22 protein-coding genes are annotated in these 22076 nt (G+C 71.4%); 9 read left to right on the top strand and 13 right to left on the bottom strand.

Annotation, left to right across the window (positions count from 1 at the left end):
* The first annotated feature begins 13 nt into the window (after nt 1-13).
* Complete coding sequence (locus ACILSK_RS14090) at nt 14-799, top strand: deoxyribonuclease IV (protein ID WP_395727799.1); 786 nt, start codon at nt 14-16, stop codon at nt 797-799.
* A gap of 242 nt (nt 800-1041) precedes the next feature.
* Here the strand turns inward: ACILSK_RS14090 and ACILSK_RS14085 are convergent, their stop codons facing one another.
* From ACILSK_RS14085 to ACILSK_RS14070, 4 genes are all read right to left on the bottom strand, one after another.
* Complete coding sequence (locus ACILSK_RS14085; RefSeq protein ID WP_395727798.1) at nt 1042-2463, bottom strand: FAD-binding oxidoreductase; 1422 nt, start codon at nt 2461-2463, stop codon at nt 1042-1044.
* Nucleotides 2464-2608: 145 nt separating this feature from the next.
* The gene (locus tag ACILSK_RS14080) at nt 2609-2878 is read right to left on the bottom strand and encodes a hypothetical protein (RefSeq protein WP_395727797.1); all 270 of its coding nucleotides are present in this window, start codon (nt 2876-2878) and stop codon (nt 2609-2611) included.
* 212 nt (nt 2879-3090) lie between these two features.
* Nucleotides 3091-3795 carry a head GIN domain-containing protein gene (locus ACILSK_RS14075; RefSeq protein ID WP_395727796.1) on the bottom strand — a complete coding sequence of 235 codons (705 nt, stop codon included), beginning with the start codon at nt 3793-3795 and terminating at the stop codon, nt 3091-3093.
* Nucleotides 3792-4385, bottom strand: coding sequence for an NUDIX domain-containing protein (locus ACILSK_RS14070; RefSeq protein ID WP_395727795.1), 594 nt, complete (start codon nt 4383-4385; stop codon nt 3792-3794). Before ACILSK_RS14070 ends, ACILSK_RS14075 begins: the two co-directional genes overlap by 4 nt.
* A 175-nt stretch (nt 4386-4560) precedes the next feature.
* Between ACILSK_RS14070 and ACILSK_RS14065 the strand changes: the two genes are divergently transcribed.
* Complete coding sequence (locus ACILSK_RS14065; protein ID WP_395727794.1) at nt 4561-5553, top strand: cation diffusion facilitator family transporter; 993 nt, start codon at nt 4561-4563, stop codon at nt 5551-5553.
* A gap of 74 nt (nt 5554-5627) precedes the next feature.
* On the opposite strand, the gene ACILSK_RS14060 is transcribed toward ACILSK_RS14065, so the two are convergent.
* The gene (locus tag ACILSK_RS14060; RefSeq protein ID WP_395727793.1) at nt 5628-6056 is read right to left on the bottom strand and encodes a Fur family transcriptional regulator; all 429 of its coding nucleotides are present in this window, start codon (nt 6054-6056) and stop codon (nt 5628-5630) included.
* Nucleotides 6057-6179: 123 nt separating this feature from the next.
* On the opposite strand from ACILSK_RS14060, the gene ACILSK_RS14055 reads away from it, so the two are divergent.
* From ACILSK_RS14055 to ACILSK_RS14045, 3 genes are all read left to right on the top strand, one after another.
* The gene (locus ACILSK_RS14055; protein WP_395727792.1) at nt 6180-6809 is read left to right on the top strand and encodes a DUF2020 domain-containing protein; all 630 of its coding nucleotides are present in this window, start codon (nt 6180-6182) and stop codon (nt 6807-6809) included.
* A gap of 122 nt (nt 6810-6931) precedes the next feature.
* Complete coding sequence (locus tag ACILSK_RS14050) at nt 6932-7468, top strand: peptidylprolyl isomerase (RefSeq protein WP_395727791.1); 537 nt, start codon at nt 6932-6934, stop codon at nt 7466-7468.
* Nucleotides 7469-7509: 41 nt separating this feature from the next.
* The gene (locus ACILSK_RS14045) at nt 7510-8388 is read left to right on the top strand and encodes a rhomboid family intramembrane serine protease (protein ID WP_395727790.1); all 879 of its coding nucleotides are present in this window, start codon (nt 7510-7512) and stop codon (nt 8386-8388) included.
* A gap of 10 nt (nt 8389-8398) precedes the next feature.
* On the opposite strand, the gene ACILSK_RS14040 is transcribed toward ACILSK_RS14045, so the two are convergent.
* Both ACILSK_RS14040 and crgA read right to left on the bottom strand, forming a co-directional pair.
* Nucleotides 8399-8854 carry a PH domain-containing protein gene (locus ACILSK_RS14040; protein ID WP_395727789.1) on the bottom strand — a complete coding sequence of 152 codons (456 nt, stop codon included), beginning with the start codon at nt 8852-8854 and terminating at the stop codon, nt 8399-8401.
* A 66-nt stretch (nt 8855-8920) separates the two neighbouring features.
* Nucleotides 8921-9208 (bottom strand): cell division protein CrgA, encoded by a 288-nt coding sequence (gene crgA / locus ACILSK_RS14035; protein ID WP_395727788.1) that lies wholly within the window; start codon nt 9206-9208, stop codon nt 8921-8923.
* Nucleotides 9209-9414: 206 nt separating this feature from the next.
* Here crgA and ACILSK_RS14030 point away from each other — a divergent pair, with 206 nt between their 5' ends.
* The 4 genes from ACILSK_RS14030 to ACILSK_RS14015 all read left to right on the top strand — a co-directional run bounded on the left by ACILSK_RS14030 (nt 9415) and on the right by ACILSK_RS14015 (nt 12159).
* Nucleotides 9415-10146 carry a DUF881 domain-containing protein gene (locus ACILSK_RS14030; RefSeq protein WP_395727787.1) on the top strand — a complete coding sequence of 244 codons (732 nt, stop codon included), beginning with the start codon at nt 9415-9417 and terminating at the stop codon, nt 10144-10146.
* Entirely contained in the window at nt 10143-10994 is an 852-nt protein-coding gene (locus tag ACILSK_RS14025) for a class E sortase (RefSeq protein ID WP_395727786.1), read from the top strand. Before ACILSK_RS14030 ends, ACILSK_RS14025 begins: the two co-directional genes overlap by 4 nt.
* Nucleotides 10995-11003: 9 nt before the next feature.
* Entirely contained in the window at nt 11004-11159 is a 156-nt protein-coding gene (locus ACILSK_RS14020) for a hypothetical protein (protein WP_395727785.1), read from the top strand.
* A gap of 355 nt (nt 11160-11514) precedes the next feature.
* On the top strand, nt 11515-12159 hold the full coding sequence (locus tag ACILSK_RS14015) for an aminodeoxychorismate/anthranilate synthase component II (protein ID WP_395727784.1): 645 nt from the start codon (nt 11515-11517) through the stop codon (nt 12157-12159).
* Between the two features lie 118 nt (nt 12160-12277).
* Here the strand turns inward: ACILSK_RS14015 and ACILSK_RS14010 are convergent, their stop codons facing one another.
* From ACILSK_RS14010 to ACILSK_RS13985, 6 genes are all read right to left on the bottom strand, one after another.
* Nucleotides 12278-13930 (bottom strand): trypsin-like peptidase domain-containing protein, encoded by a 1653-nt coding sequence (locus ACILSK_RS14010; protein WP_395727783.1) that lies wholly within the window; start codon nt 13928-13930, stop codon nt 12278-12280.
* A gap of 108 nt (nt 13931-14038) precedes the next feature.
* Complete coding sequence (gene pknB / locus ACILSK_RS14005) at nt 14039-16084, bottom strand: Stk1 family PASTA domain-containing Ser/Thr kinase (RefSeq protein WP_395727782.1); 2046 nt, start codon at nt 16082-16084, stop codon at nt 14039-14041.
* 130 nt (nt 16085-16214) lie between these two features.
* Complete coding sequence (locus ACILSK_RS14000; RefSeq protein ID WP_395727781.1) at nt 16215-17387, bottom strand: serine/threonine-protein kinase; 1173 nt, start codon at nt 17385-17387, stop codon at nt 16215-16217.
* Nucleotides 17388-17472: 85 nt separating this feature from the next.
* The gene (locus ACILSK_RS13995; RefSeq protein WP_395727780.1) at nt 17473-18954 is read right to left on the bottom strand and encodes a peptidoglycan D,D-transpeptidase FtsI family protein; all 1482 of its coding nucleotides are present in this window, start codon (nt 18952-18954) and stop codon (nt 17473-17475) included.
* A complete protein-coding gene (locus tag ACILSK_RS13990) occupies nt 18951-20345 on the bottom strand; it encodes an FtsW/RodA/SpoVE family cell cycle protein (RefSeq protein WP_395727779.1) in 1395 nt (464 codons plus the stop codon). Before ACILSK_RS13990 ends, ACILSK_RS13995 begins: the two co-directional genes overlap by 4 nt.
* Before the next feature lie 68 nt (nt 20346-20413).
* Complete coding sequence (locus ACILSK_RS13985) at nt 20414-22033, bottom strand: protein phosphatase 2C domain-containing protein (RefSeq protein ID WP_395727778.1); 1620 nt, start codon at nt 22031-22033, stop codon at nt 20414-20416.
* Nucleotides 22034-22076 lie beyond the last annotated feature (43 nt).

Genomic DNA, 22076 nt, shown 5'->3' with positions numbered 1-22076 from the left:
TACCCTTCGCGGCATGGTGATGCTGGGTGTGCATGTCGGGGCTCGCGCGGATGACGGCGACCCGGTCGCCGAGGCGGCCGCGTCCGGTGCGGACGGCGTTCAGGTCTTCCTGGCCGACCCGCAGGGCTGGAAGACGCCCACACCGCACCCGCATGCGGACGCCATGCGGGCGGCCGGGCTGACGGTTTTCGTGCATGCGCCGTACATCGTCAACGTCGCGACCACCAACAATCGGATCCGGATCCCGAGCCGCAAGCTGCTGACCGCGCACGCCAAGGCGGCCGCCGAGACCGGAGCGAGCGGGTTGATCGTGCACGGCGGTCACGTGCTGGCCAAGGACGACCCCGAGGTCGGGTTCGCCAACTGGCGCAAGGTGTTCGAACGGCAGGCGGAGGAGGGCGGCTTCCCGCTGCCCGTGCTCATCGAGAACACCGCCGGCGGCGACAAGGCGATGACCCGGACCCTGGACGAGATCGGGCGTTTGTGGGCAGCGGTCGGTGATTTCGGGGCGGGCTTCGTGCTCGACACCTGCCACGCCTGGGCCGCGGGCCTGGACCTGGCCACCGTCGTCGACGACATCAAGGCCATCACCGGGCGGATCGACCTGGTGCACTGCAACAACTCCCGGGACGAGTTCGGCTCGGCCCGGGATCGGCACGCCTCGGTGATCGCCGGCGAGATCCCCCCGGACCTGCTGGCCGGGGTCATCCGGGCGGCCGGCGCGCCGGTCATCCTGGAGACGCCGGGCGGCGCTGCGGAGCGTGGCCCGGAGATCGACTTCCTGCGCACCGCTGCCTGACCCGCACTGACCCCGCCTGACCCGGACGCGCGATCGCCCCGGCGCCGGAGGGGAGCGGCGTCGGGGCGATCGGTGGGACCCAGCAGAGGGGTGCGGCCGGGTCGGCTCTTCATATATGGGCACCTCGGCGGTCGGGCCGCGTCGGTGAGTACACCGGGATTTCGCTGTTGATCATGGGTCCTGGGCCGCTTGGAGCGAGCCGGAACGGCCGTCGGCCCATGATCAACCGCGAAGTGGGTCGATCAGAAGAACTCGTCCTCCATCTCGTAGGTGCGCCGGACCAGGTGGTTGCCGACCAGGACGCCGTCCGGGTCGAGCGCCGACTTGAGCGTGACCAGCCGCCCGAAGGTGACCGGGTCGAACCCGGTGGCCGGGTCGACGGCGTTCTCCTGGAAGTTGAGGTAGTTGCGGCGGGAACCGAACGGCGCCAGCGCGGCGGCGAACTCCGCCGTGTCGCGCAGACCGGCGGCCGCCATCTCGGGGGTGGCGGCAATGGCACCGGCGAACGCGAGGAAGGCTCCCGGCAGCGTCGGCATCGCGCCGGCCCCGTCGGCCGGCCGGCCCAACGCACCACCCAGCTGGCGCAGTTCATGCAGCAGCACGGACGACCCGGCGCGGGCCTGGTCCAGGAAGGCGTGGATCGCGGCCTCGGGCATCGCATCGACGACGACCGTGTTCGAGACGCCCGGGCTGGGGCCCTCCGGATCCATGTGCAACCCGGTCAGCGCCTGCACCGGAGTCCGGGCGAAGGTGTCCACCTCCGGCTGCAGGTCGCGCAGCGGGGCGAGGATCTCCGCCGCGCGTTCGTCCGCGGCCAGCACCGCGCCGTCGATCACCACCAGGTGCCGGCCGCGGAACGGCGCCGGGATGTCCGGCAGGGGTGGGAGGCGCAGGACCCGGAATGAGGTGGTGACCTCGTCGGGGGCGTCACCGGCCCACTGCAGCCACCGCCGGAGCACCGGCTCGGCGAGGGCGGCATCCCACACGAGCATCCCGGCGAACGCGGTCGCGAACGGGAAGATGCGGAACTCCAGAGCGGTGACGATGCCGAAATTGCCACTGCCACCGCGCAGCGCCCAGAACAGCTCCGGATGATGCTCGGCGTCGGCCCAGACGACCCGACCGTCCGCGGTGACCACCTCCAGGCCGGTCACGCTGTTGGTCGCCAGCCCGAGCGCTCGGGCGTACCAGCCGATGCCGCCGCCGAGGGAGTAGCCGGCGATGCCCACGTCCGGTGACGAGCCGTGCAGCGTGGCGAAACCGTGCCGGGCGGCCGCGTCCACGGCCGACTGCCACAGCGCACCGCCGCCCACCCGTGCCCGATGCCGGGCCGGGTCGATCTGCACGGAGTCCATGGCCGAGGTCCGCACGATCACCACGTCGTCCAACCGGCCCAGCGGGGCGGCGTTGTGCCCGGTGCTCTGCGGGGCGACCCGAAGGCCGGCCGCGGCGGCGGCCCGCACCACCTGCGCGGCCTGCTGGGCATCGGCCGGGATCGCGACGGCCGCGGGCCGCTGGTCGACGGCAAGGTTCCAGGCCATCCGCGCGGAGTCGTAGCCCGGATCGCCCGGCAGATGGACGGCGCCGCCGCACAGCCCACGCAGGGCGTGGGCCGGCGATCGGTCCGTCGTGGTGGTGGTCCGGGCGAAGTCCTCGATGGTCATCTGGTCCGTCTTCCTGTGAACGTTTGTGGCGAACACGTTCACTGTGGCGGCCGGTCCTTAAGGACGACTGATCGCCGACTTAAGCCTGCCGGCCGGGGAAATGAGGGCCGTCCCAAGTGGGACTCAAGTCGGCCGGCCGCCGCGGTCACTGCGAGGCTAGGTGGTCCAGTTCCGCACTCAGCCGGGTGGCCAGGCTCAGCAGGTGGCTGGCGATCATCGCGTCGATGACGTCGTCGGCTACCGCGAAGTGCTCGGCGATCCGGGCCCGGACGAAGCTGATGACCAGCGCGTCCAGGTCGGTGCAGAAGGCGGCGCCGGCGGCCCGGTGCACGGCGGGCCGCAGGCCCGCCGGGTCGTTCCGGGCCTCGACGCCGGGTCGGGGCGGGCGGGGAGTGGTGAGCAGGAATGCGGACATCGGAGATGACCTCGCTTCGGCAGGTGGGGCAGCGGTGGTGGGGGTCCGAAGGCCGCGCCGTCTTCGTCGTGCCGATCTGGGCGAACCGTATCTGTATCGATCCAGTACCGAGGCTACGCGCCGGTAGGCCGGGACCCCGGGCACCGCCCCGGCCGTGTGAGCGCACTCATGTCCGGCCCGCCGGCCGGTCAACCGCCGGTGACCGGGCGATCTCAGCCGGCGACGATATCCCCGCTCCCGCTCCGGTCCCGCTGCACCGAGGTCGGGTTGCCGGTGTAGACGACATCGCCGCTGCCGCTCACCGTCGCCGTCAGGGTGCCGCTGACGTCGACCCGGGCCTGGCCGGAGCCGCTGACCTCGACGGCCGCCCGCTCGGTGGTCAAACCCGAGCCGTCGAAGTCGCCGGAACCGCTGATCGTCACTGATGCCGTGGTGGCGGCACCGGTCACCGTCATCCCGCCGGATCCGGAGATGTCGGCGGTGACCTCGTTCAGGTGCAGGCCGGAGAGGGTGGCCGAACCGGAGCCGGAGAGCGAGAGCATCCCGTCTCCGGTCGGCACGCCGGCTCCGGTGATGTTGCCCGACCCCGCGAGTTCGATGCGGTCCAACTCGGTCACCGTCAGGGTGTAGCGGATCGAGCCGCCGAACCAGGAACCCGACCTGCCGCCCAGCACGAGCGTGCCGTCGACGACGTCCGAGGTCAGCCCGTCGATGACGTTGGCCCCGGCGTCGATGGTCAGGCTCTCGCCCTCGCCGACGTTGATCGTCAGGTCGCCGCTGGTCTCCAGCTGCACCGCGTGGACGCCGGAGACCGTACGGTGCGCCGTGGTCGCCGGCCCGGCGTCGCGGGCCTGGCCGCAGCCGGCGGTCGCCAGCAGGAGGGTCAATCCGGCCGCCACGCTCATCGCTCGCTTCATCTCGGTTCCTTCGGGTCGGCGGCCGACCGTCCGGATGCGGCCTCCTCATCCACGCTAGGAGAGGTCTGCGGCCGGCACAGTGGGGCAAACCCCACCTCGTCGCCGGGCCATCCCCCCTCCGACCCCCGGTCAGATCCCGCCAGCCGGTCCGCCAGCCGGGTGAGGAAGACGACCTGGCCCTTCACCAGCTTGCCGGCCGCGGTCGGCAGATCGAACCACTCCGCCCGGTCCACCTCCGGGAACTCCTGGAATCGCCCGGACCGCGGCGGCCACTGCAGGGTGAAGGTGTTGCTGACCGCTGCGGCGGCGTCGAAATCGCCCGGGCGGGCGAACACCGTCACGGTCTTGTTGCTCTGCCGGGCCGAGCCGAGCTCGAGCGTCGGTCCACCGGGCGGCGGGTCGCCGAGCTCCTCGGTGAACTCCCGCACGGCCACCGCGGCCGGGTCCTCCCCCTCGTCGTACTCGCCCTTCGGGATCGACCACGCGTGGTCGTCCTTGCCGGCCCAGAAGGGGCCGCCCATGTGCACGAGCAGGACCTCGACGCCACCGGGGACCGGACGGTACAGCAGCAGACCGGCGCTGAGCTTCATCGGCGACTCCTTCGTCCGGTCGATCGTGGCCGGCCGTTCCGTGGTTCGGGCCGAAGCCTGCCATGGGCCGGCGGGGGCCGGTGCGGGGCGAGGTCCACCGTCCCGCGCGTCGCGGGTAGTTTCACGGCGAGCAGGCGCGACGGCGCCCGTCCCGGCCGATCGGAGGATGAGTCGGATGCGGGACCCTGCGACCGGACCGGACGCCGGCCCGCCGCCGGTGGTCGCCCTCGGCGACGCCCGGACCGGTGAGAAGTCCGAGAGCACGCTGACCGTGTTGATCGCGTTCACCGCGAACCTGCTGGTCGCGGTGGCCAAGACCTGGGCGGCGGCGTTGACCGGGTCGGCATCGATGGTGGCCGAGGCAGCGCATTCGTGGGCGGACACCGGCAACGAGATCTTCCTGATGATCGCCAACCGGATGTCCGGGCGACGGCCGGACGACGCGCATCCGCTGGGGTTCGGTCGCGAGGCCTACGTCTGGTCGCTGTTCGCGGCGCTCGGCCTGTTCGTCGCCGGCTCCGCGGTGTCGATCACCCACGGGATCCACGAGCTGGTCGATCCGGAGCCGGCCACCGACTTCCTCATCGGCTACCTGGTGCTGGGATTCTCGTTCCTGCTGGAGGGCACGTCGTTCCTGCAGTCGGTGCGGCAGGCCCGACGCGAGGCGGCCACCGTCAACCGGGACCTGATCAGCCACGTGTTGGCGACCTCGGACCCGACGCTGCGCGCGGTGTTCGCCGAGGACGCGGCCGCGCTCACCGGCCTGGTGATCGCGGCCACCGGCCTGGGCCTGCACCAGCTGACCGGTTCGGCCACGCCGGACGCCATCGGCTCGATCCTCGTCGGCATCCTGCTCGGGGTGGTGGCCATCGTGCTGATCGACCGCAACCGGCAGTTCCTGGTCGGCGTGCAGGTGAGCCCGCCGGTCCGGGCGGCGATCGTGCAGGCGCTGCGGGAGCTGCCCGAGGTCTCCCGGGTCACGGCGCTGCGGGTCGACTTCATCGGCCCCCGCCAGCTGTACCTCGTTGCCGACGTCGATCTGTCCGGCGACGATGCCGAATCCCACCTGGCGGTGCGCCTGCGCGCGCTCGAGGCGCGGATCCGCGAATCGCCGGCCGTGGTCGATTGCACGCTGAGCCTGTCCGCGCCGGACGAACCCGATCTGTAGGACCGCGCTGAACAATCAGGCTCACTGCGTCGCCAGATCGCTCAGGGCGCTCCTGGAGCGCCCGCCCTCGATGGTCAGCTGCCGATGGCCGATCGTTCGGCCGGCTGGGCCGAGCCGGCCGAGCAGGCCGGGCACACCCCGAACAGTTCGACCTCGTGGTTGATGTCGGTGTAGCCGAACTCGGCGGCCACCGCCCGAGCCCAGCGCTCGACGCTGGGCGCCTCGACCTCCTGGGTCCGCCCGCAAACCCGGCACACCAGGTGGTGGTGATGCCGCGGCTGCTCACACTGCCGGTACAGCACCTCACCGGTCTGCGTCCGCACCGTGTCCAGATCACCGCCGCCGGCCATGTCCTGCAGCGCCCGGTACACCGTGGCCAGGCCGATCGACGAGCCGGTGGACCGCAGGGTGGTGTGCAGCTCCTGGGCCGACAGGAACTCGTCCTTGCCGGCCAGGACGTCCAGGATGGCCGCACGTTGGGCGGTGTTGCGGCGCTGGGCCACGGTGGCGGCTACCTTCCTGATGACAACGATGAGATCCGGATCGGCCGGGCGTACCCGGCAGATCGAGCGTACCGGGCAAGCCGGTCGCACCCGAGGTGTGCACGCCTGGTGGAAGGGAGCCCGATGGTCGACCTCCGACCGATCGCGCGGTCGCGTCGGGCGGTCGTCCCGACGACCGTGTGCCTGCTGGCGTCCGTCCTGGTCGGCTGTTCGGGTGGGCCCGCGGCGCCCGCGGAATCGACGATCACGCTGACCGAGGGAACCCGGACCGCCACCCGGTCGGTCACCGTGACGGCCGCGCCGAGCGTGGCCCGGGCCGCGCCGACCACCGTGCTGCCGCCCGGTCCGACGGCCGAGCCCGCGCCGGAGGCCGGCCCCTGCCCGTACCTGTCGGACGACCAGGTGGCCGACATCAACGGCCAGCGCACCGGGACGACCACGGTCGTCGACGTCCCGCCGCAGCCCATCTGCACCTTCACCCGCAGCGACGGCGGCTGGCTGGCGACCGTACGCGTCGTCCAGGCCGATACCGCCGCGGCGGCCGTGGCCGCGGTCGACCAGCACGTCCCGGTGGACGGGTCGAACCCGGCCGATGACCCGGCGGGCTGGTCCGGCGGGTCGATGCTCACCGATCGCGGGTCGATCTATGCCGTCTCCAAAGGCCCGGTGGCCGTGATCGCGGAGGCCAATCAGCCGCAGTCGATCAAAGGCCGGCAGCTCGCCGCTGCCGCCATCTCCAACCTGGGGCTTTGAGCGAATCGGCCGAGCCGGCGAGGCCGCCATCGAGCACCGGAGAATGGGCACGGGGAACAAACCGGAGACGGAGGAGCCGGATTGTTCAGTGCCATCCCGGCCGAGTGGCAGGATGGTTCACCGTGAGCGACCTCTACGCGACCCTGCACACCAACCGCGGCGACATCCGGATCCAGATGTTCCGCTTCCAGGCCCCCAAGACCGTCAGCAACTTCGTCAAGCTGGCCAAGGGCACGGCGAAGTACACGACCAAGAACGCCTCGGGCGAGACGACCGGTCCGTTCTACGACGGCGCGATCTTCCACCGGGTGATCGAGGGCTTCATGATCCAGGGGGGCGATCCCACCGGCACCGGCTCGGGCGGGCCCGGTTACCAGTTCGCCGACGAGTTCCACCCCGAGCTGGCCTTCAACAAGCCGTACCTGCTGGCGATGGCCAACGCCGGACCGGGCACCAACGGCTCGCAGTTCTTCATCACCGTCGGCCCGACCCCGCACCTGAACCGCCGGCACACCATCTTCGGTGAGGTCGCCGACCAGGCGTCGCGCGACGTGGTGGACGCGATCGCGACCACCCGGACCGACCGGTTCGACCGGCCCGCCGACGACGTGGTGATCAATTCGATCAGCATCGAGGATCCAGAGGAGTCCGCGAGCTGAGCGGCCTGCCCCCGCCGGGCCCGGCCGCCGCCGGGCCACCGATGCTGCCGTGCACCTGGCATCAAGACCGCAACACCCCGCTGTCCTGTTCCCGGTGCGGGCGGCCCGCCTGCCCGGAGTGCCTGACGCCGGCGTCCGTCGGGTTCCACTGCCGGGAGTGCGTCGCCCAGGGCCGGGCGGCCACCACCGCGCCGCGCACCGTGGCCGGTGCCCGGCTCGGCCAGCGCCCGGTCGTCACGATCGCGTTGATCGTGGTGAACCTGGCATTCTTCCTGGTCACCGCCGTGCAGTCACGGTCGGCGATGGACCTGTCGAACTCGGAGCTGTACCTGCGCGGCGGGCTGATCCCGGCCGAGGTCGCCTCCGGCGAGTACTGGCGGCTCGTCACCGCCGGGTTCCTGCACGGCAGCCTGATCCACCTGGCCACCAACATGCTCTCGCTGTACTGGCTGGGCATCCCGCTCGAACGCATCCTCGGCCGGTCCCGGATGCTGGTGATCTACCTGCTCGGGCTGCTCGGCTCGTCGGTGAGCGTGCTGCTGTTCAGCCTGCCGGTCAGCCTCACCATCGGCGCATCCGGTGCCGTCTACGCCCTGATGGGTGCGCTGGTGGCGACGTTCCGCCGCTTGCGCCTGGACCTTCGCCCGCTGATCGTCGTGCTGGCCCTGAACGTCTTCATCACCTTGACCTACCCGGGGCTGTCCTGGCAGGGGCACCTGGGCGGGTTCGTGGTCGGGGCGATCGTGGGGGCCGCGATGGTGTTCCCCCCGCGGGCCACCCGCCGGCTCTGGCAGTGGGGGGTGTGTGCCGGCGTGATCGTCGTGCTGGCCGGGCTGACCGTGTACGCGAACCTGGAGATCGGCTCCTGGTACTGCATCTATCCGCCCGGCGGGCAGGTGGGCTGCATTCCCGCCCACTGACCCGGTTCGATCAGTTCCGGCCGGCGAACCATCCGGTCAATTCGGTGGCGACGTCGGCCGGGTCGGTGCCCAGCTCCACCCGACCGAACAACAGCAGGTCGTCATCGACGAGATCGATCTCCAGGGTCGCCGATCCCATCCGCTTGGTCCGGCCGCAGTCGATGGTGCGCACCGCCGACCACGGCACCAGCCGGGTGCCGGTCACTCCGCCGACCAGCAGCCCTCGGGGTCCGCCGACCAGCCGACGCCGCCAGGCGGCACCGGCCAGCGCCAGCAGCGCCACGGCCGCGGCGCCGGCGACGATCCGGTCGATCGGTTCACGGGGCAGGGCCGCGCCGAGCACCGCGACGGCCGCCAACGCGAGCAGCACCACCGGCAGGGCGGTGGACGGTCGCCAGGTGCGTGATCCCGGGCCGGGGAAGTCGGTCCCGGCGGTCACCGGCGGTCCCGAGTCGGAGTTGTCCACCGGGCTTGTCCACAATGGGGATGAATCACACGAGTGTGGTTCGGCGCCGCGGCCGGGTCACTCCGGTCAGCGCCACCGCATCGTCATCAACAGCCCGGCGATCATCAGGGCGAAGCCGATGGCGAAGTTCCAGTTCCCCAGGTCGGCGATGAACGGGATGCTCGATCCCCAGAGGTAGTAGACGACCAGCCACACCAGGCCGAGAATCATCAGCCCGAGCATCACGCCGATGTACAGGGGCGACGACGGTGCGGCCACATGGGCGCGAGTGGCCTCGGCGGCCGCCTCGTTGGCGTGGGTCGACGCACTGGCCGTGCTGGTCGCAACCTTCTTGCGCACCTTCGACTTGGGCACTTGTTCCTCCTGCGTCCGACACCCGCCGGTGAGCGCATCACCGCGGCCGTATGCCACTGCCTCTAGCCTACGGTGTGCGGCGCCCGATGCCGCCGGATCGATCGCCGCCCGGGGCACTCTCAGCGGCGACACGGGAGGCGCGGGTCGGCCCGGACGAAGGGGAGCGACGGACCAGCTGTGAGTCAAGTGTGCCGGGGACGGACGGGATGACGGCCCGACGACCACTGCGGTGGCGGGTGGGTGCGGTGGCCGCCTGCCTGGTCGCCGGACTGCTGCTCGGCGTGGCGCGGGCGTCCGCGGGTGGCGAGGACGTCGGTACCCGCTCGGTCGACCTGTCGGTGGTGGTCCGCGATGCCCAGCAACGGGTGCTCGATGCGGACGCCCGGGCCGCGGACCTGCAAGCCAAGGTGGGCCAGGCCGCTGAGCGGGACGTCTCGCCGCAGGTCGATCAGGCCTTGGCCCAGGTGGACGCGCTCGCCCCGGCCGCCGGCCTGGTGCCCGTCGTGGGGCCCGGCATCCGGGTGTCGATGTCCGATGCGCCGCGCGACTCCGACGGTAACTATCCGGCCGGCGTCGACCCGGACGACCTGGTGATCCATCAGCAGGACGTGCAGGCGGCCGTCAACGCGCTGTGGGCCGGCGGGGCCGAAGCAATGATGATCATGGACCAGCGGGTGCTGACCACGTCGGCGGTGCGCTGCATCGGCAACACCCTGTTGCTGCAGGGGCGCACCTACTCACCGCCGTTCGTGATCACCGCGATCGGTGACGCGACGGCGATGTCGGCCGCCCTCGACCGGGAGCCCGGAGTGCGCCTGCTACTGCAGTACGTGGCCAAGTACCGCCTCGGCTACGAGGTGACGCGGCTGGACGAGGTGGAATTGCCCGGTTACGACGGCGCGATCCGGATGAAATCGGCGACCGAGGGGGGCCGGTGACGACCACCGCGCCCGACCCGCCGCGCCCGGGCGCCGGCCGCCGGCTGGTGCGTGGCGTCGGCGAGTTGCTGATCACGCTCGGTGTCGTCGTGCTGCTGTTCGTCGTTTACGAGGTCTACGTCACCGATCTGTTCGGGGAGCGCAAGCAGGCCGCGGCCACCACGGCGGTCGACCGGGTCTGGGCCCAGTCGCAAGAGACCGCGACCGTCATCGCCCCGGCCCCGGATCAGATGGCGACGGATCCGCAGCAGCGGGTGCCCAGGTACGACACGGTGCTCGGCGAGGGCTTCGCCAAGCTGCGCATCCCGGTGCTGGGTGCGGACTACGTGTTCACCGTCGTCGAGGGCACCGCCCCGGACGACCTGTACATCGGGCCGGGCCACTACTCGGAGACCCAACTACCCGGTGAGCAGGGCAACTTCGCGGTGGCCGGCCACCGGGTGTCCAAGGGTTCGCCGTTCAACGATCTGGGCCTGCTCAACTCCTGCGACGCCGTCGTCGTGGAGACGCAGGACGACTGGTTCGTCTACCGGGTGCTGCCGATGGCGGAGGAGGAGTCGGCCTGGGCGGCCACCCCTCGGGCGCACTGCGCCGGGGTGCAGGTACAGACCGGGGCCTACCACGGCGTGTACGGCCGCCAGATCACCCTGCCGTCCGACTACGCCCAGGTGCTGCCCGTGCCCACGGTGCTGTCCACGACGGTCCCGCCGGACGCGCAGCGGTTGATCACCCTCACCACTTGCCACCCACAGTTCTCCGACGCCGAACGAATGATCATCCACGGCGTGCTGGTGGCCAGCTACGCCAAGGCGACCGGCTATCTTCCCCCCGAGCTGACCGAGACCTGAGGACTCGACGTGTACCCGTGGATCTGGCGTCATCTACCCGGACCGACCGCCGCCCGGCTCGGCCTGTCGCTCGTGCTGTTCCTGGCCGTGGTGGCCCTGCTGTTCTTCGTCGTCTTCCCCTGGCTGGAGCCGTACCTGCCGTTCGACCGGGTCACCACCGGCTGACGTCGCCGCGACCGGTCCCACCTCCTTCCTTCCGCGCCCCCGGCCGGCCGCGCCCCGCCCCTGCCGCGCCCCCTTGCCGCGCGGATCAACTAGGCCCGCGCGGATGAACTCGTCGACTCGCGTCCCACGCGTCACATCCGGTGCGACTTCATCCGCGCGTTCGTCCACAGGCGCGGTGTGGATCGCTGCGCGGATGAAGTGGTTGACTCCCGTCCCAGGCATCACATTCGGGGTGAGTTGATCCGCGCCGGCGTTCTTGATCCGCGCGGGGGAAGGGGGCGAGGCCGGTGTCGCGATCCGCGGCCTGGTCCCGACCCGGGGTGACCGATGGCGGACGTGTGGGACTCTGGTCGTCGTGACGCGCATCCTGGTGGTCGACAACTACGACTCGTTCGTGTTCAACCTGGTGCAGTACCTGGAGCAGCTCGGGGCCGAGTGCGTGGTCCGGCGCAATGACGCCGTGACCACGGACGACGTGCCGGCCATGGGCGCCGACGGCATCCTGCTCTCGCCCGGGCCCGGCACACCGGCCGACGCGGGCGTCACCGAGGAGATGGTGCGGTGGGCGGCCGGTCGGCTGCCGGTGTTCGGGGTCTGCCTGGGCCATCAGGCGATCGCCGAGGTCTACGGCGCGACGGTCGACCGCGCCGAGGAACTCCTGCACGGCCGCACATCACTGGTCGACCACGGCGGTGCGGGCGTCCTCGCCGGCCTCCCCACTCCGTTCACCGCGACCCGCTATCACTCGTTGGCCGTGGTCGACGGCACCGTCCCGGACGAACTCGAGGTCACTGCGCGCACCCAGGGCGGCGTGATCATGGGGCTGCGGCATCGCGAGCATGCCGTCGAGGGGGTGCAGTTCCACCCCGAGTCCGTGCTGACCCAGGGCGGCCACCGGATGCTGGCGAACTGGCTCGCCGCATGCGGTGATCGTGCGGCTGCCGACCGCGTCGCCCCGCTGGAGCAGGACGTCGAGCGGCTGCGACTGTCGGCCGTCTGAGTGCCCGACCCGGCTGATCGCACGGCCCGGGCCCGACTCGGCAGAGAGCCCGCGACCTTGGGGGGCGGTCGCGGGCTCTCTGGTCTGGGGGGCGGTCGGCACCGCCGGTGAGCGATGGCTAGTTTGCGGCGGCCGATCCCAACGTGACGTTGACGGTCTGGGACTTGCCGTCCCGGATGAAGGTGACCGTCGTGGTCCCGTTCGGGGTCTGCGACCGCACGGCGGCGATCAGCGCGTCCGCGCTCTCGATCTTGATGTCGCCGATCGCGGTCACCACGTCGCCCTTCTGCAACCCGGCGGCCTCGGCCCCGCTGCCGGCGGTGACGCTGTCGATGTCGGCGCCGGTGGGGATCTGGCTGTTGCCGTCGGTGGCGTCGCCGACAGCCGCGCCCAGCACGGCGTGGGTGGCCTTGCCGTTGTCGATGATCTCCTGGGCGATCCGCTTGGCCTGGTCGATCGGAATCGCGAAGCCGACGCCGATGTTGCCGGCCTGGCCGCCGTTGGAGGTGTCCGACAGCGAGGCGATCGCGGAGTTGATCCCGATGACGTTGCCGCCCATGTCGACCAGTGCGCCACCGGAGTTACCCGGGTTGATCGCGGCGTCCGTCTGCACGGCGTTGATCACGGTGTCCTGGGCCTGGCTGCGACTGGTCTGCTCCTCCGACGCCGTCCGCACCGGTCGGTTCAGCGCAGAGACGATGCCCGACGTCACGGTGGCGGACAGGCCCAGCGGCGAGCCGATCGCAACGACCTGCTGGCCGACCTGCAGCCCGCCGCTGCTGCCCAGGCTGGCCGGGGTGAGTCCGGAAACCCCGTCCGCCTTGATGACCGCGAGGTCGTCGGTGGCGGTCTTGCCGACCACCGTGGCGGTGGCGGTGGTCCCGTCGTTGAAGCGGACCTCCAGGTCGGTGGCCCCGTCGACGACGTGGTTGTTGGTCAGGATCAGCCCGTCGGCGGTCAGGATGACGCCGGAGCCCTCGCCCGCGCTCTGACCGGAACTGGCCAACACCGACACGACCGACGGCAACACCTTGGCGGCGACCTCCTGGACCGAGCCGGCCGGGGCCGGGGTCAAATTCTGGGAGACGGCCGCGCTCGTGTTCAGCCGGGACAGCGAGTTGTCCGAGGCCGCCGAGTTGTTGCTCTCCCAGGCCGACCCGGCCCAGCCGCCCGCGAATCCCGCCACCAGGGCCAGCGCGGTGGTGGTCGCCACCACCAGGGAGGTCTTGCGGCGACGTGGATTCGCTGGCGCTCCCGACCCGTTGCCGGTGGCCGGATAGCCGGTCTGGGCCGGGGGCGCGTAGGGGACGCCCGGGCCGGACGGAGGCATGGTCTGGGTGTGGCGGCCGGTGGCGGCGCTCGATCCCGGTACCGGGCCGGTCGCCGCTCCCGGCACTGCGCCGGTCGCCGCCCACGGTTGGCTGGACCAGGCGCCGCTGGGCCGCGGCTGCCAGCCGGAATGCTCGGCCGGCGTGCTCGGACCGGTCGTGCCCGGACCGCCACGGCCGGCGCCGGCCGGCGGCAGCTGGCTCCACGCCTGCGATGCCGTCGATCCCGGATAGCCGGCCGAACCGTACGACCGGCCGGTGTGCGTGTCCGCCGCGGGCGGGGCCGAGTACCGCGGGGCGGCGGGGTACCCGCCGCGGTCGGCGGTACCGCCTTCCGCGGCGCCAACCTGGCTGGTAGCCGCCGGCCCCATGCCGTCACGGGCAGTTGCGGGCTGATCACCGGCGGGCTGGTCACCGGGGCGCGGGGTCATGTCCTGGCTCATGGGTAGGACAGTGCCGGACCAGCTTGTGGATCTTCTGAGCGACCCCGGGGCTGCATCGGTGAGTACCTACCAACTCGTTGTGAATCGGGAAAGAGCCTGGTGAGGGGGTCAGCCACCGGCCGGAGGCGCTGCGGGTGGGGGCGCCGCGGGTGGCGCCGGCGTGGCCGGGGGCACGACAGCATCCGAGGTCGGCGGTGTGGTCGGTGGCGTCGTCGGTGGCGTCGTGGGCGGTGGTGGAGCCGCCACCCCGACGACGACCCGCACCGCGGTCGTCTTGGAGACGGTAGCGCCGGATGCAGGGTTCTGGCTGATGATCGCGCCGACCAGCCCGGGATTGGTGACCTCCTGGGTGGTCTGCCGCAACTGTTCGGTACCGCCGACCCAGCCACGGGCGTTCAGTGCGGCCAGCGCCTCGGCCGGCGTGCTGTTGACCAGGTTCGGCATGAACATCAGGTTGCCGTTGGACACCGTCAGCGTGATCGGCGTGCCCTCCTGGACCCGGGTACCGGCCGCCGGGTCGGCTGCCGTCACCTCATTGACCGGCTCGGCCGAATCCGCGGATTGCGACACCACCTGCAGCTTGGCGTCGGTGAGGATCTGGGTGGCCTCATCGAGCGACTTGCCGACGAGCCCGTCGGGCACCTGGACCACCTGCAGGCCGGTCCCGACCGTCACCTTCACCGTCGACCCGGGTTGAACCTGGGTCTGCGCCGTCGGGTCCTGGGCCAGCGCCTTGCCCTTGTCCGCGTCGGAGGAGGACTGAGGAACCTCCTCGTATTGCAGGTTGGCCGCGTTGAGGGCCTTCTTGGCCTCCTCGGGTGTGTAGGAAACCACGTTGGGGACCGAGACCAGGCTGACCCCCTTGCCGATCTCCAGGTTCACGGCGGAGTCCTGTGCCACCTGCGTCTGGCTGGACGGCCGCTGGTTGACGACCTTGTCCTTGTTCGCGTCGGTCGACTCGGTCGGGGTGACGGTGCCCAGGGTCAACCGGCTGTCGCGGAGCTTGGCGGTGGCCTCCTCCAGCGTCATGCCGGACAGGTCCGGCACGGCGACCAGGGCGGCCGGCGGCGGCGCGCTGATCACCCGCAGGGTCAGCCAAATGGCGCCCGCGATGAGCGCCGCGCAGAGCACACCGATGCCGATGAAACCCCAGACCCGCTTGGACCGGTCCGATTCCTCCGGTTCCCAGTCGTCGTCGGGCACGCCGCGGGACGGCGGGGCCAGCAGCGGCGGCGATCCACCGCCGACCCGGGCCGGGGTGGCGCGCATCAACTCGGTGCGCTCGTCATCGCTCATCAGCGGCGTCGCCTGCACGGCTTGCCCGGACAGCGCGCGGACCAGGTCCGAGCGCATGTCGGCGGCCGTCTGGTAGCGGTTCAGCGGGTTCTTGTTCAGGGCCTTGAGGACGATCGCGTCCATTTCCTTGGGCAGCCCGGGGTGCACGTCGCTGGGTGCTCGGGGCGCCTCCCGGACGTGCTGGTAGGCGATCGCGACCGGCGAATCACCGGTGAACGGCGGCTCCCCGGTGAGCAGTTCGTAGAGCACGCACCCAGTGGCATAGACGTCGGACCGCGCGTCGACCGCTTCGCCGCGGGCCTGCTCCGGGGACAGGTACTGCGCGGTGCCGATCACCGCCGCGGTGGCCGTCATGGTCGCCTGGCCGTCGGACACTGCCCGGGCGATGCCGAAGTCCATCACCTTGACCGCGCCGGCCCGGTTCAGCATCACGTTGGCCGGCTTGATGTCCCGGTGCACGATGCCGTGGCGGTGCGAGAAGTCCAACGCGGCGCAGATATCGGCGACGATCTCCATCGCCCGCCGCGGGGGCAGCGGCCCCTCCTTCTTCAGCACGTCGCGCAGGGTGTCCCCGTCGACGAACTCCATCACGATGTACGGGACGTTGCCCGCGTCGGTCATCGTCTCGCCGGTGTCATAGACCGCGACGATCGCCGGGTGGTTCAGCGAGGCGGCATTCTGCGCCTCACGGCTGAACCGGGCCTGGAAAGACGGGTCCCGGGCCAGGTCGGCGCGGAGCACCTTGATGGCCACGTCCCGGCCGAGCCGCAGGTCGCGGCCGCGGTGCACCTCGGACATACCGCCGAAGCCGAGGGTGTCCCCGACCTGATAGCGATCCCCGAAGAGATATCCCGTCATCGATGTTGTTCCTTGTTGCATATCCGTCGCGTTCGTCCGGTCGGCAGGAGGGCCCTGCGCTTGATGCATGAGGACCCTCCGGGGTTGCGTGCGATGATCCGCGGACCGCCTGTGGTGTTCGTCATCCTGATCACACCATCAACGTCCCGAAGACTGCGTTCAGGATCACCAGCACCAAGCCGGCCAGGATGACGACCAGCACCGCCAGCAATACCGAGAGCCCAGTGTGCCGTCCCGCGGTAGGCGCGGATCGGGCGGCCGGCACCGGCGGCGGAACGGACGGCCGAACCGCCTGTGCCGGTTGGGCCGGTGGCGGCAGCGGCCGGGCCGTGGCTCGAGTCGATCGGGCCTGCGGTCGGGCGGCGACGCCGGTCGTCATGGCCGGCGCGACCAACGTCGGCCGCGGGGCCGGCGGCGGCCGCAGCGGCGTCAGGTCGCGGCCCCCACCGGCCCGCAGCTCGCTCGCCGCGCGGGCCAGCACGGCACCGTTCGGGAAGCGGGCCGCCGGGTCCTTGGCCAGCATCGTCATCACCAGCCGGGCCACCGGCGGGGGCACGTCGTCGGGGAGCGGTGGCGGCGCCTCCCGGACATGGGCCAGCGCGATCGCGACGGTGTTGTCGCTGTTGAACGGCAGCCGGCCGGCCAGGCACTCGTAGGCGACCACGCCGAGGGAGTAGATGTCGGACGCGGGCGACGCCTCCCGCCCGGCGGCCTGCTCCGGAGAGATGTACTGGGCGGTGCCCATCACCATCCCGGACCGGGTCACGGGTGCCTCGTGGGCGACCTTGGCGATGCCGAAGTCAGTGATCTTCACCTGGCCGCCCGGCGTGATGAGCAGATTGCCGGGCTTGATGTCGCGGTGCACCAGTGCCCGGGCGTGCGCCTGCTGCAGGGCGTTGCCGGTCTGCTCGAGTACGTCCAGGGTGCGCCCGACGGACAACCGGCCCAGCCGGTTCAGCACGCTGGACAGGGACTCGCCGGAGATCAGTTCCATCACCAGGTAGGCGGTGCCGGTCAGGTAGTGGTCGGTGCCCGAGACCTCGCCGTAGTCGTAGACCGCGCAGATGCCGGGGTGGTTCAACGACGCGGTGATCCGGGCCTCGGTGCGAAACCGGCCGAGGAACTCCGGGTCGCCGGTGAGCTCGGGCCGCAGGATCTTGCACGCGACGACCCGGGCCAGCCGGATGTCGTCGGCGGCCCAGACCTCGCCCATCCCGCCGACCGCGATGCGGTGGGTGAGCCGGTAGCGATGGGACAACGTCACCCCGGGCGCCGTCATGACACCGCCCCCGTCGGGGCGCACGCAGGCTCCGCGCCCCTCGTGGGGGCGCTGCCGCTGTGCCGATGATTCGTTCGGTCGGCCTCACTCATCGCGCCCGCCCCGGCCATCAGGACCCCCCGGCCAGGGCCGCCGCGATGGTGGCCCGGCCGACCGGCCCGGCAACCTTCGCGCCGGTCGCGTCGGTGCCGAGGTCGCCGCCGTTCTCCACCAGAACGGCCACCGCGACCTTCGGATTCTCCGCGGGCGCGAAGGCCACGTACCAGGCGTGCGGGGGCGTGTTCTTCGGGTCGGCGCCGTGTTCGGCGGTCCCGGTCTTGGAGGCGATCACCAGGTCCGCGATGCTGCCGGACCCCGGGGTGTTCTTCTCCGACTCGATCATCATGTCCCGCAGTTGGTCGGCGACCGGGATCGGGATGGCCTGGCCCAGCGACTGCGGCTGGGTCTGCGAGATGACGGTCAGATCCGGTTTGGTCGTCTGCGCGACCAGGTGCGGAGCCATCCGGTCACCCCGGTTGGCGATGGTCGCGGTGGTCCAGGCCATCTCGAACGGTGTCACGGCCACGTCGCGCTGGCCGATGCCGGTCTGCGCGAGCGCCGCCGTGTCGGGGATGTCGCCGAGCCGGGATCCGACGACATCCAGTCCGATATCGGTGCCCTGCCCGTTGACGCCCAGCGCGTCGGCCTGCTTGCGCACCACCGGGGCGCCGAGCTGCATCGCGACCTCGGCGAACGCCGTGTTGCACGAGTGCGCCAGCGCCTCGGTCAGCGTGACGTCCCCACCGCCGCCGTTCGCGCAGGTCTCGCCGCCGAAGTTGGACAGGGTGGCCCCGCCGGTGGCCGGCAGCGTGATCGTCGACTCCCCCGTCACCGAGGTGTCCGGAGTGAAGCCGTTCTGCAGCGCCGCGGCCGCGATGACCAGCTTGAAGGTGGATCCGGGTGGGTAGACCGCGGAGATGGCCCGATTCAGCAGCGGGCTGGGATCGGCGTTGACCAGATCGTTGTAGGCCTGCCGCTGCGTCGCGTCCGAGTGGCTGGCCAGCGGGTTCGGGTCGAACGACGGCGTGGAGACCATGGCCAGGACGTTGCCGGTGGCGGGTTCGATGGCCACCACCGCACCGACGTAGCCCTTGTCGTTCATGGCCGAATACGCCGCCTGCTGCACGGCGGGCTCCAGCGTCAGCTGCACGTTGCCGCCGCGCGGGTCGCGGCCGGTGATCAGGTCGGACAGCTGACCGGCGATCAGCTCCGGGGCCTCGCCGGAGAGGACCTCGTTCTGATTCCGCTCGATGCCGGTCGGCCCATAGCGCATCGAGTAGTACCCGACCGGGTGCGCGTACACGGCGCCCTCCGGGTAGACACGCTGGTACGAGTACTGGTCGTCGACCGGATCGGACCGGGCCAGCACCACCCCGCCGGCCGCGGTGATCTGGCCGCGCTGGCGGCTGTACTCGGCGACCAGGGTGCGCTTGTTGTTGGGGTCGGCGCGGTAGTCGTCGGCCTTGATGACCTGGGTGTAGGCGACGTTGCCGAGCAGCAGCACCACCATGACGATGATGGCGTAGCCGACCCGGCGCAGCGGGCGCTTCATCCGCGACCGCCGCGGGCCGGGTGGGCGGGTAGCGCCGGGACCATCTGGGTGTGCGCCTGGTCCAGGGGGACCGCCGGGCCGGCAGGCACCGCCGGTGTCTCCTCCGGCCGCCGCGAGGAGTCGGAGATGCGCACCAGCAGCGCCAGGATCACGTAGTTCGACAGCAGCGACGATCCGCCGTAGGACAGGAACGGGGTGGTGAGGCCGGTCAACGGGATCAGCCGGGTGACCCCACCGACCACGATGAACATCTGCAGCGCCAGCGAGAACGCCAGCCCGCCGGCCAGCAACGTGCCGAAGCCATCCTTGGCCGCCAGTCCCGTGCGAATCCCGCGGGCGGTCAGGATGAGATACAGCAGGAAGATCGCGGTGATGCCGACCAGACCGAGTTCCTCACCCAGCGCGGCCGTGATGAAGTCCGTCGACGCGAAGGGCACGATGTCCGGGCGGCCGGCCCCGAGTCCGGTGCCGAAGATGCCGCCGGTGCCCAGCCCGAACAGCGACTGGACCAGTTGGTAACCGTTGCCCAGCGGATCACCGAACGGGTCGAGCCAGATATCCACCCGGACCCGGACGTGGGCGAACATGCGGTACGCCAGGTAGGCGCCGGCGGAGAAGCCGAGGACGCCGATGATCAGCCAGGACACCCGGCCGGTGGCGACGTAGATCATGGCCAGGAAGGTGCCGAAGATCAGTAAGGCGCTGCCCAGGTCCTTGCCCAGGACCATGATGCCGAGCACCAGCAGCAGCGCCACCAGGAGCGGGCCGAGGTCCCGGCCCCGGGGCAGGACCAGGCCGAACACCTTCTTTCCCGCCGTCGACAGGACGGTGCGCTTGGACACCAGGAACGCCGCGGCGAAGATGATCAGGGCGATCTTGGCGAACTCGGCGGGCTGGATGGAGAAGAGCCCGGGCACCTTGATCCAGATCTTCGCCCCGTTCACCTCCGACAGGCTGGACGGGAGGAGGGCGGGGATGGCCAGGAACACCACGCCGATCAGGGCCAGCGTGTACGCGTAGGACTGCAACACCGTGTGGTCGCGGACGACCAGCAGCACGATCAGGAAGCAGACCAGGGCGACGCCCGTCCAGACCAGCTGCAGTGAGGCCTGCGGGGTGGGCACCTCCTCGCCGCGGTTGACCGCGCTGATCTCCCGGGCCAGGTCCAGCCGGTAGATCATCACCAGCCCGATGCCGTTGAGCAGGGCGACGATCGGCAACAGCACCGGGTCGGCGTACGGCGCGTACCGGCGGATCAGCAGGTGGGCGACGGCCAGGGCGAGCAGATACCCGCCGCCGTAGTAGGCCAGCTCCCAGCTCAGCGTCCGGTTCTGGTTCAGCTCGACGATGACCAGGGCCGAGGTGACGACGATCGCGGCGAACACCAGCATCCAGAGTTCCGCCGTGCGCCCGGTTCGTGCGGGTGCGCCGGCGGTGGCCTGGTCCCCCCGGCGCCGGCTCACCTGACCACCCGGCAGGTCACGCCGGGTTCGGGAGCGCGGGTGGACAACGGGGTGCCCGAGCTGGTCGGGGTGAGCTCGCGCGACGCGGTGGTCAACAGTGGGTCGGTCGGCGCGGGGTTGGTCGGCACCGAGTTGGTCGGCACCGAGTTGGTCTCGCCGGCCCCCAACGGCTCGGTCAGCCCGGGCACCGTCACGCCGGGGACCGGGAGACCGGGCGCGGTGGACACCGCCGGTCCGGTCGGGAGGACACCGGTGGCCGTCCCGGGGGGACCGGAGGTGATTGCGCCCGCCGTCGGGGTTGGCGTCGGAGTCGGGGTGGCGTCGGGGGTGGTGCACGGCGGGAGCATCCGGCCGGCCAGCCGGGCAATCACCGCGCGGGCGTCGTCCAGGCTGCCGGCCTGGATGCCGGCCAGCACCTGGTCGCGGGCCGCCGGCAGCAGGTCCTCGACCATCAAGGGGGTGCATCCATCGAGTCCGGGCTGGCAGGAGCCCTCCTGCACGTTCGACAGCTGCAGGCCCAGAACCGTCCCGTCCACGCCGCGGTAGACCACGACCTGCCCGTCGTTCTCGCCCACGAAGTACTGGCTGCGCACCCACAGGATCGAGCCGACCAGCCCGATGATGCCCAGCACGATGACCGCGGTGATCAGGATGATGGTGGTGCGGCGCCGCCGGCGCCGGTCCGGCGGGCCGTCCGGATCCACCGCGGCGGTCGCGATCGGTGCCGTGATGTCCTCGTCCGGCGGCATGAAATCCGGCGGCGCGGCCGATTCCTCGGGGATCGCGGGCAGCGGGATGCGGGGCATCTCGGCCGTCATCCGGATCGATGACAGCTGCCCGATCGGGCCGGTGGCGTCCGGGTCGGCCGGTTCGGCCACCGCAGTCGGCCCGTCACCCGCACCGGTGTCGACGACGTCCGCGACGATGACGGTCACGTTGTCCGGCCCACCGCCGACCAGCGCCAGGTGGACCAGTTGATCGGCCGCGGCTCCCGGATCCTCGATCGCGAGGGTTTCGGCGATCACCTCCGCCGACACCACCCCGGACAACCCGTCCGAGCAGATCAGGTACCGGTCGCCGACGTCGACCTCGCGGATGGTCAGGGCCGGGTCGACGTCGGTGCCGTTCAGGGCCCGGAGCAGCAGCGACCGCTGCGGGTGGTGGCTGGCTTCCTCCTGAGTGATCCGGCCGTCGTCGATCAGCGACTGGACGAACGTGTCGTCGTGGGTCAGCTGGTGCAGGACGCCGCCCCGGTACAGGTAGGCGCGGGAGTCCCCGACGTGGGCCATGCCCAGTCGTCCGCCGTCGAACAGCAGGGCGGTCACCGTGGTGCCCATGCCGTCGAGTTCCGGGTTCTCGCGCACCACCCCGGAGATGGACCGGTTGCCCTCGCGCGTCGCCTTGGCCAGCGCGCGCACCAGGTCCCCACCCGGGTCGCGTTGATCGAGCGGGACGAAGGCGTTGACCACCAGCCGGGAGGCCATGTCGCCGGCGGCGTGCCCGCCCATTCCGTCCGCGACGACCAGCAGGGTGTTGCCGGCGAACACGGCGTCCTGGTTGTTCGCCCGGATCAGCCCACGGTCGGTGCGTGCGGCGTAGACGAGTTGGTGCGTCATCACATCGTCCCGGTGGCCCGGGTGGGCGCGCTCAGGCGAATCC

It is taken from the genome of Nakamurella sp. (assembly GCF_044224575.1).
GTDB lineage: Bacteria > Actinomycetota > Actinomycetes > Mycobacteriales > Nakamurellaceae > Nakamurella.
The sequence above is the reverse complement of the archived record's forward strand: the minus strand, read 5'-3'. Positions and strand labels throughout refer to the sequence as shown.

What these genes read in the sequence shown, in the direction of transcription:
- ACILSK_RS14090 (WP_395727799.1), top strand. Translation starts at nt 14, where the DNA reads ATGGTGATGCTGGGTGTGCATGTCGGGGCTCGCGCGGATGACGGCGAC.
- ACILSK_RS14085 (WP_395727798.1), bottom strand. Translation starts at nt 2,463, where the DNA reads ATGACCATCGAGGACTTCGCCCGGACCACCACCACGACGGACCGATCG.
- ACILSK_RS14080 (WP_395727797.1), bottom strand. Translation starts at nt 2,878, where the DNA reads ATGTCCGCATTCCTGCTCACCACTCCCCGCCCGCCCCGACCCGGCGTC.
- ACILSK_RS14075 (WP_395727796.1), bottom strand. Translation starts at nt 3,795, where the DNA reads ATGAAGCGAGCGATGAGCGTGGCGGCCGGATTGACCCTCCTGCTGGCG.
- ACILSK_RS14070 (WP_395727795.1), bottom strand. Translation starts at nt 4,385, where the DNA reads ATGAAGCTCAGCGCCGGTCTGCTGCTGTACCGTCCGGTCCCCGGTGGC.
- ACILSK_RS14065 (WP_395727794.1), top strand. Translation starts at nt 4,561, where the DNA reads ATGCGGGACCCTGCGACCGGACCGGACGCCGGCCCGCCGCCGGTGGTC.
- ACILSK_RS14055 (WP_395727792.1), top strand. Translation starts at nt 6,180, where the DNA reads ATGGTCGACCTCCGACCGATCGCGCGGTCGCGTCGGGCGGTCGTCCCG.
- ACILSK_RS14045 (WP_395727790.1), top strand. Translation starts at nt 7,510, where the DNA reads ATGCTGCCGTGCACCTGGCATCAAGACCGCAACACCCCGCTGTCCTGT.
- ACILSK_RS14030 (WP_395727787.1), top strand. Translation starts at nt 9,415, where the DNA reads ATGACGGCCCGACGACCACTGCGGTGGCGGGTGGGTGCGGTGGCCGCC.
- ACILSK_RS14010 (WP_395727783.1), bottom strand. Translation starts at nt 13,930, where the DNA reads ATGAGCCAGGACATGACCCCGCGCCCCGGTGACCAGCCCGCCGGTGAT.
- pknB (WP_395727782.1), bottom strand. Translation starts at nt 16,084, where the DNA reads ATGACGGGATATCTCTTCGGGGATCGCTATCAGGTCGGGGACACCCTC.
- ACILSK_RS13995 (WP_395727780.1), bottom strand. Translation starts at nt 18,954, where the DNA reads ATGAAGCGCCCGCTGCGCCGGGTCGGCTACGCCATCATCGTCATGGTG.
- ACILSK_RS13990 (WP_395727779.1), bottom strand. Translation starts at nt 20,345, where the DNA reads ATGCTGGTGTTCGCCGCGATCGTCGTCACCTCGGCCCTGGTCATCGTC.
- ACILSK_RS13985 (WP_395727778.1), bottom strand. Translation starts at nt 22,033, where the DNA reads ATGACGCACCAACTCGTCTACGCCGCACGCACCGACCGTGGGCTGATC.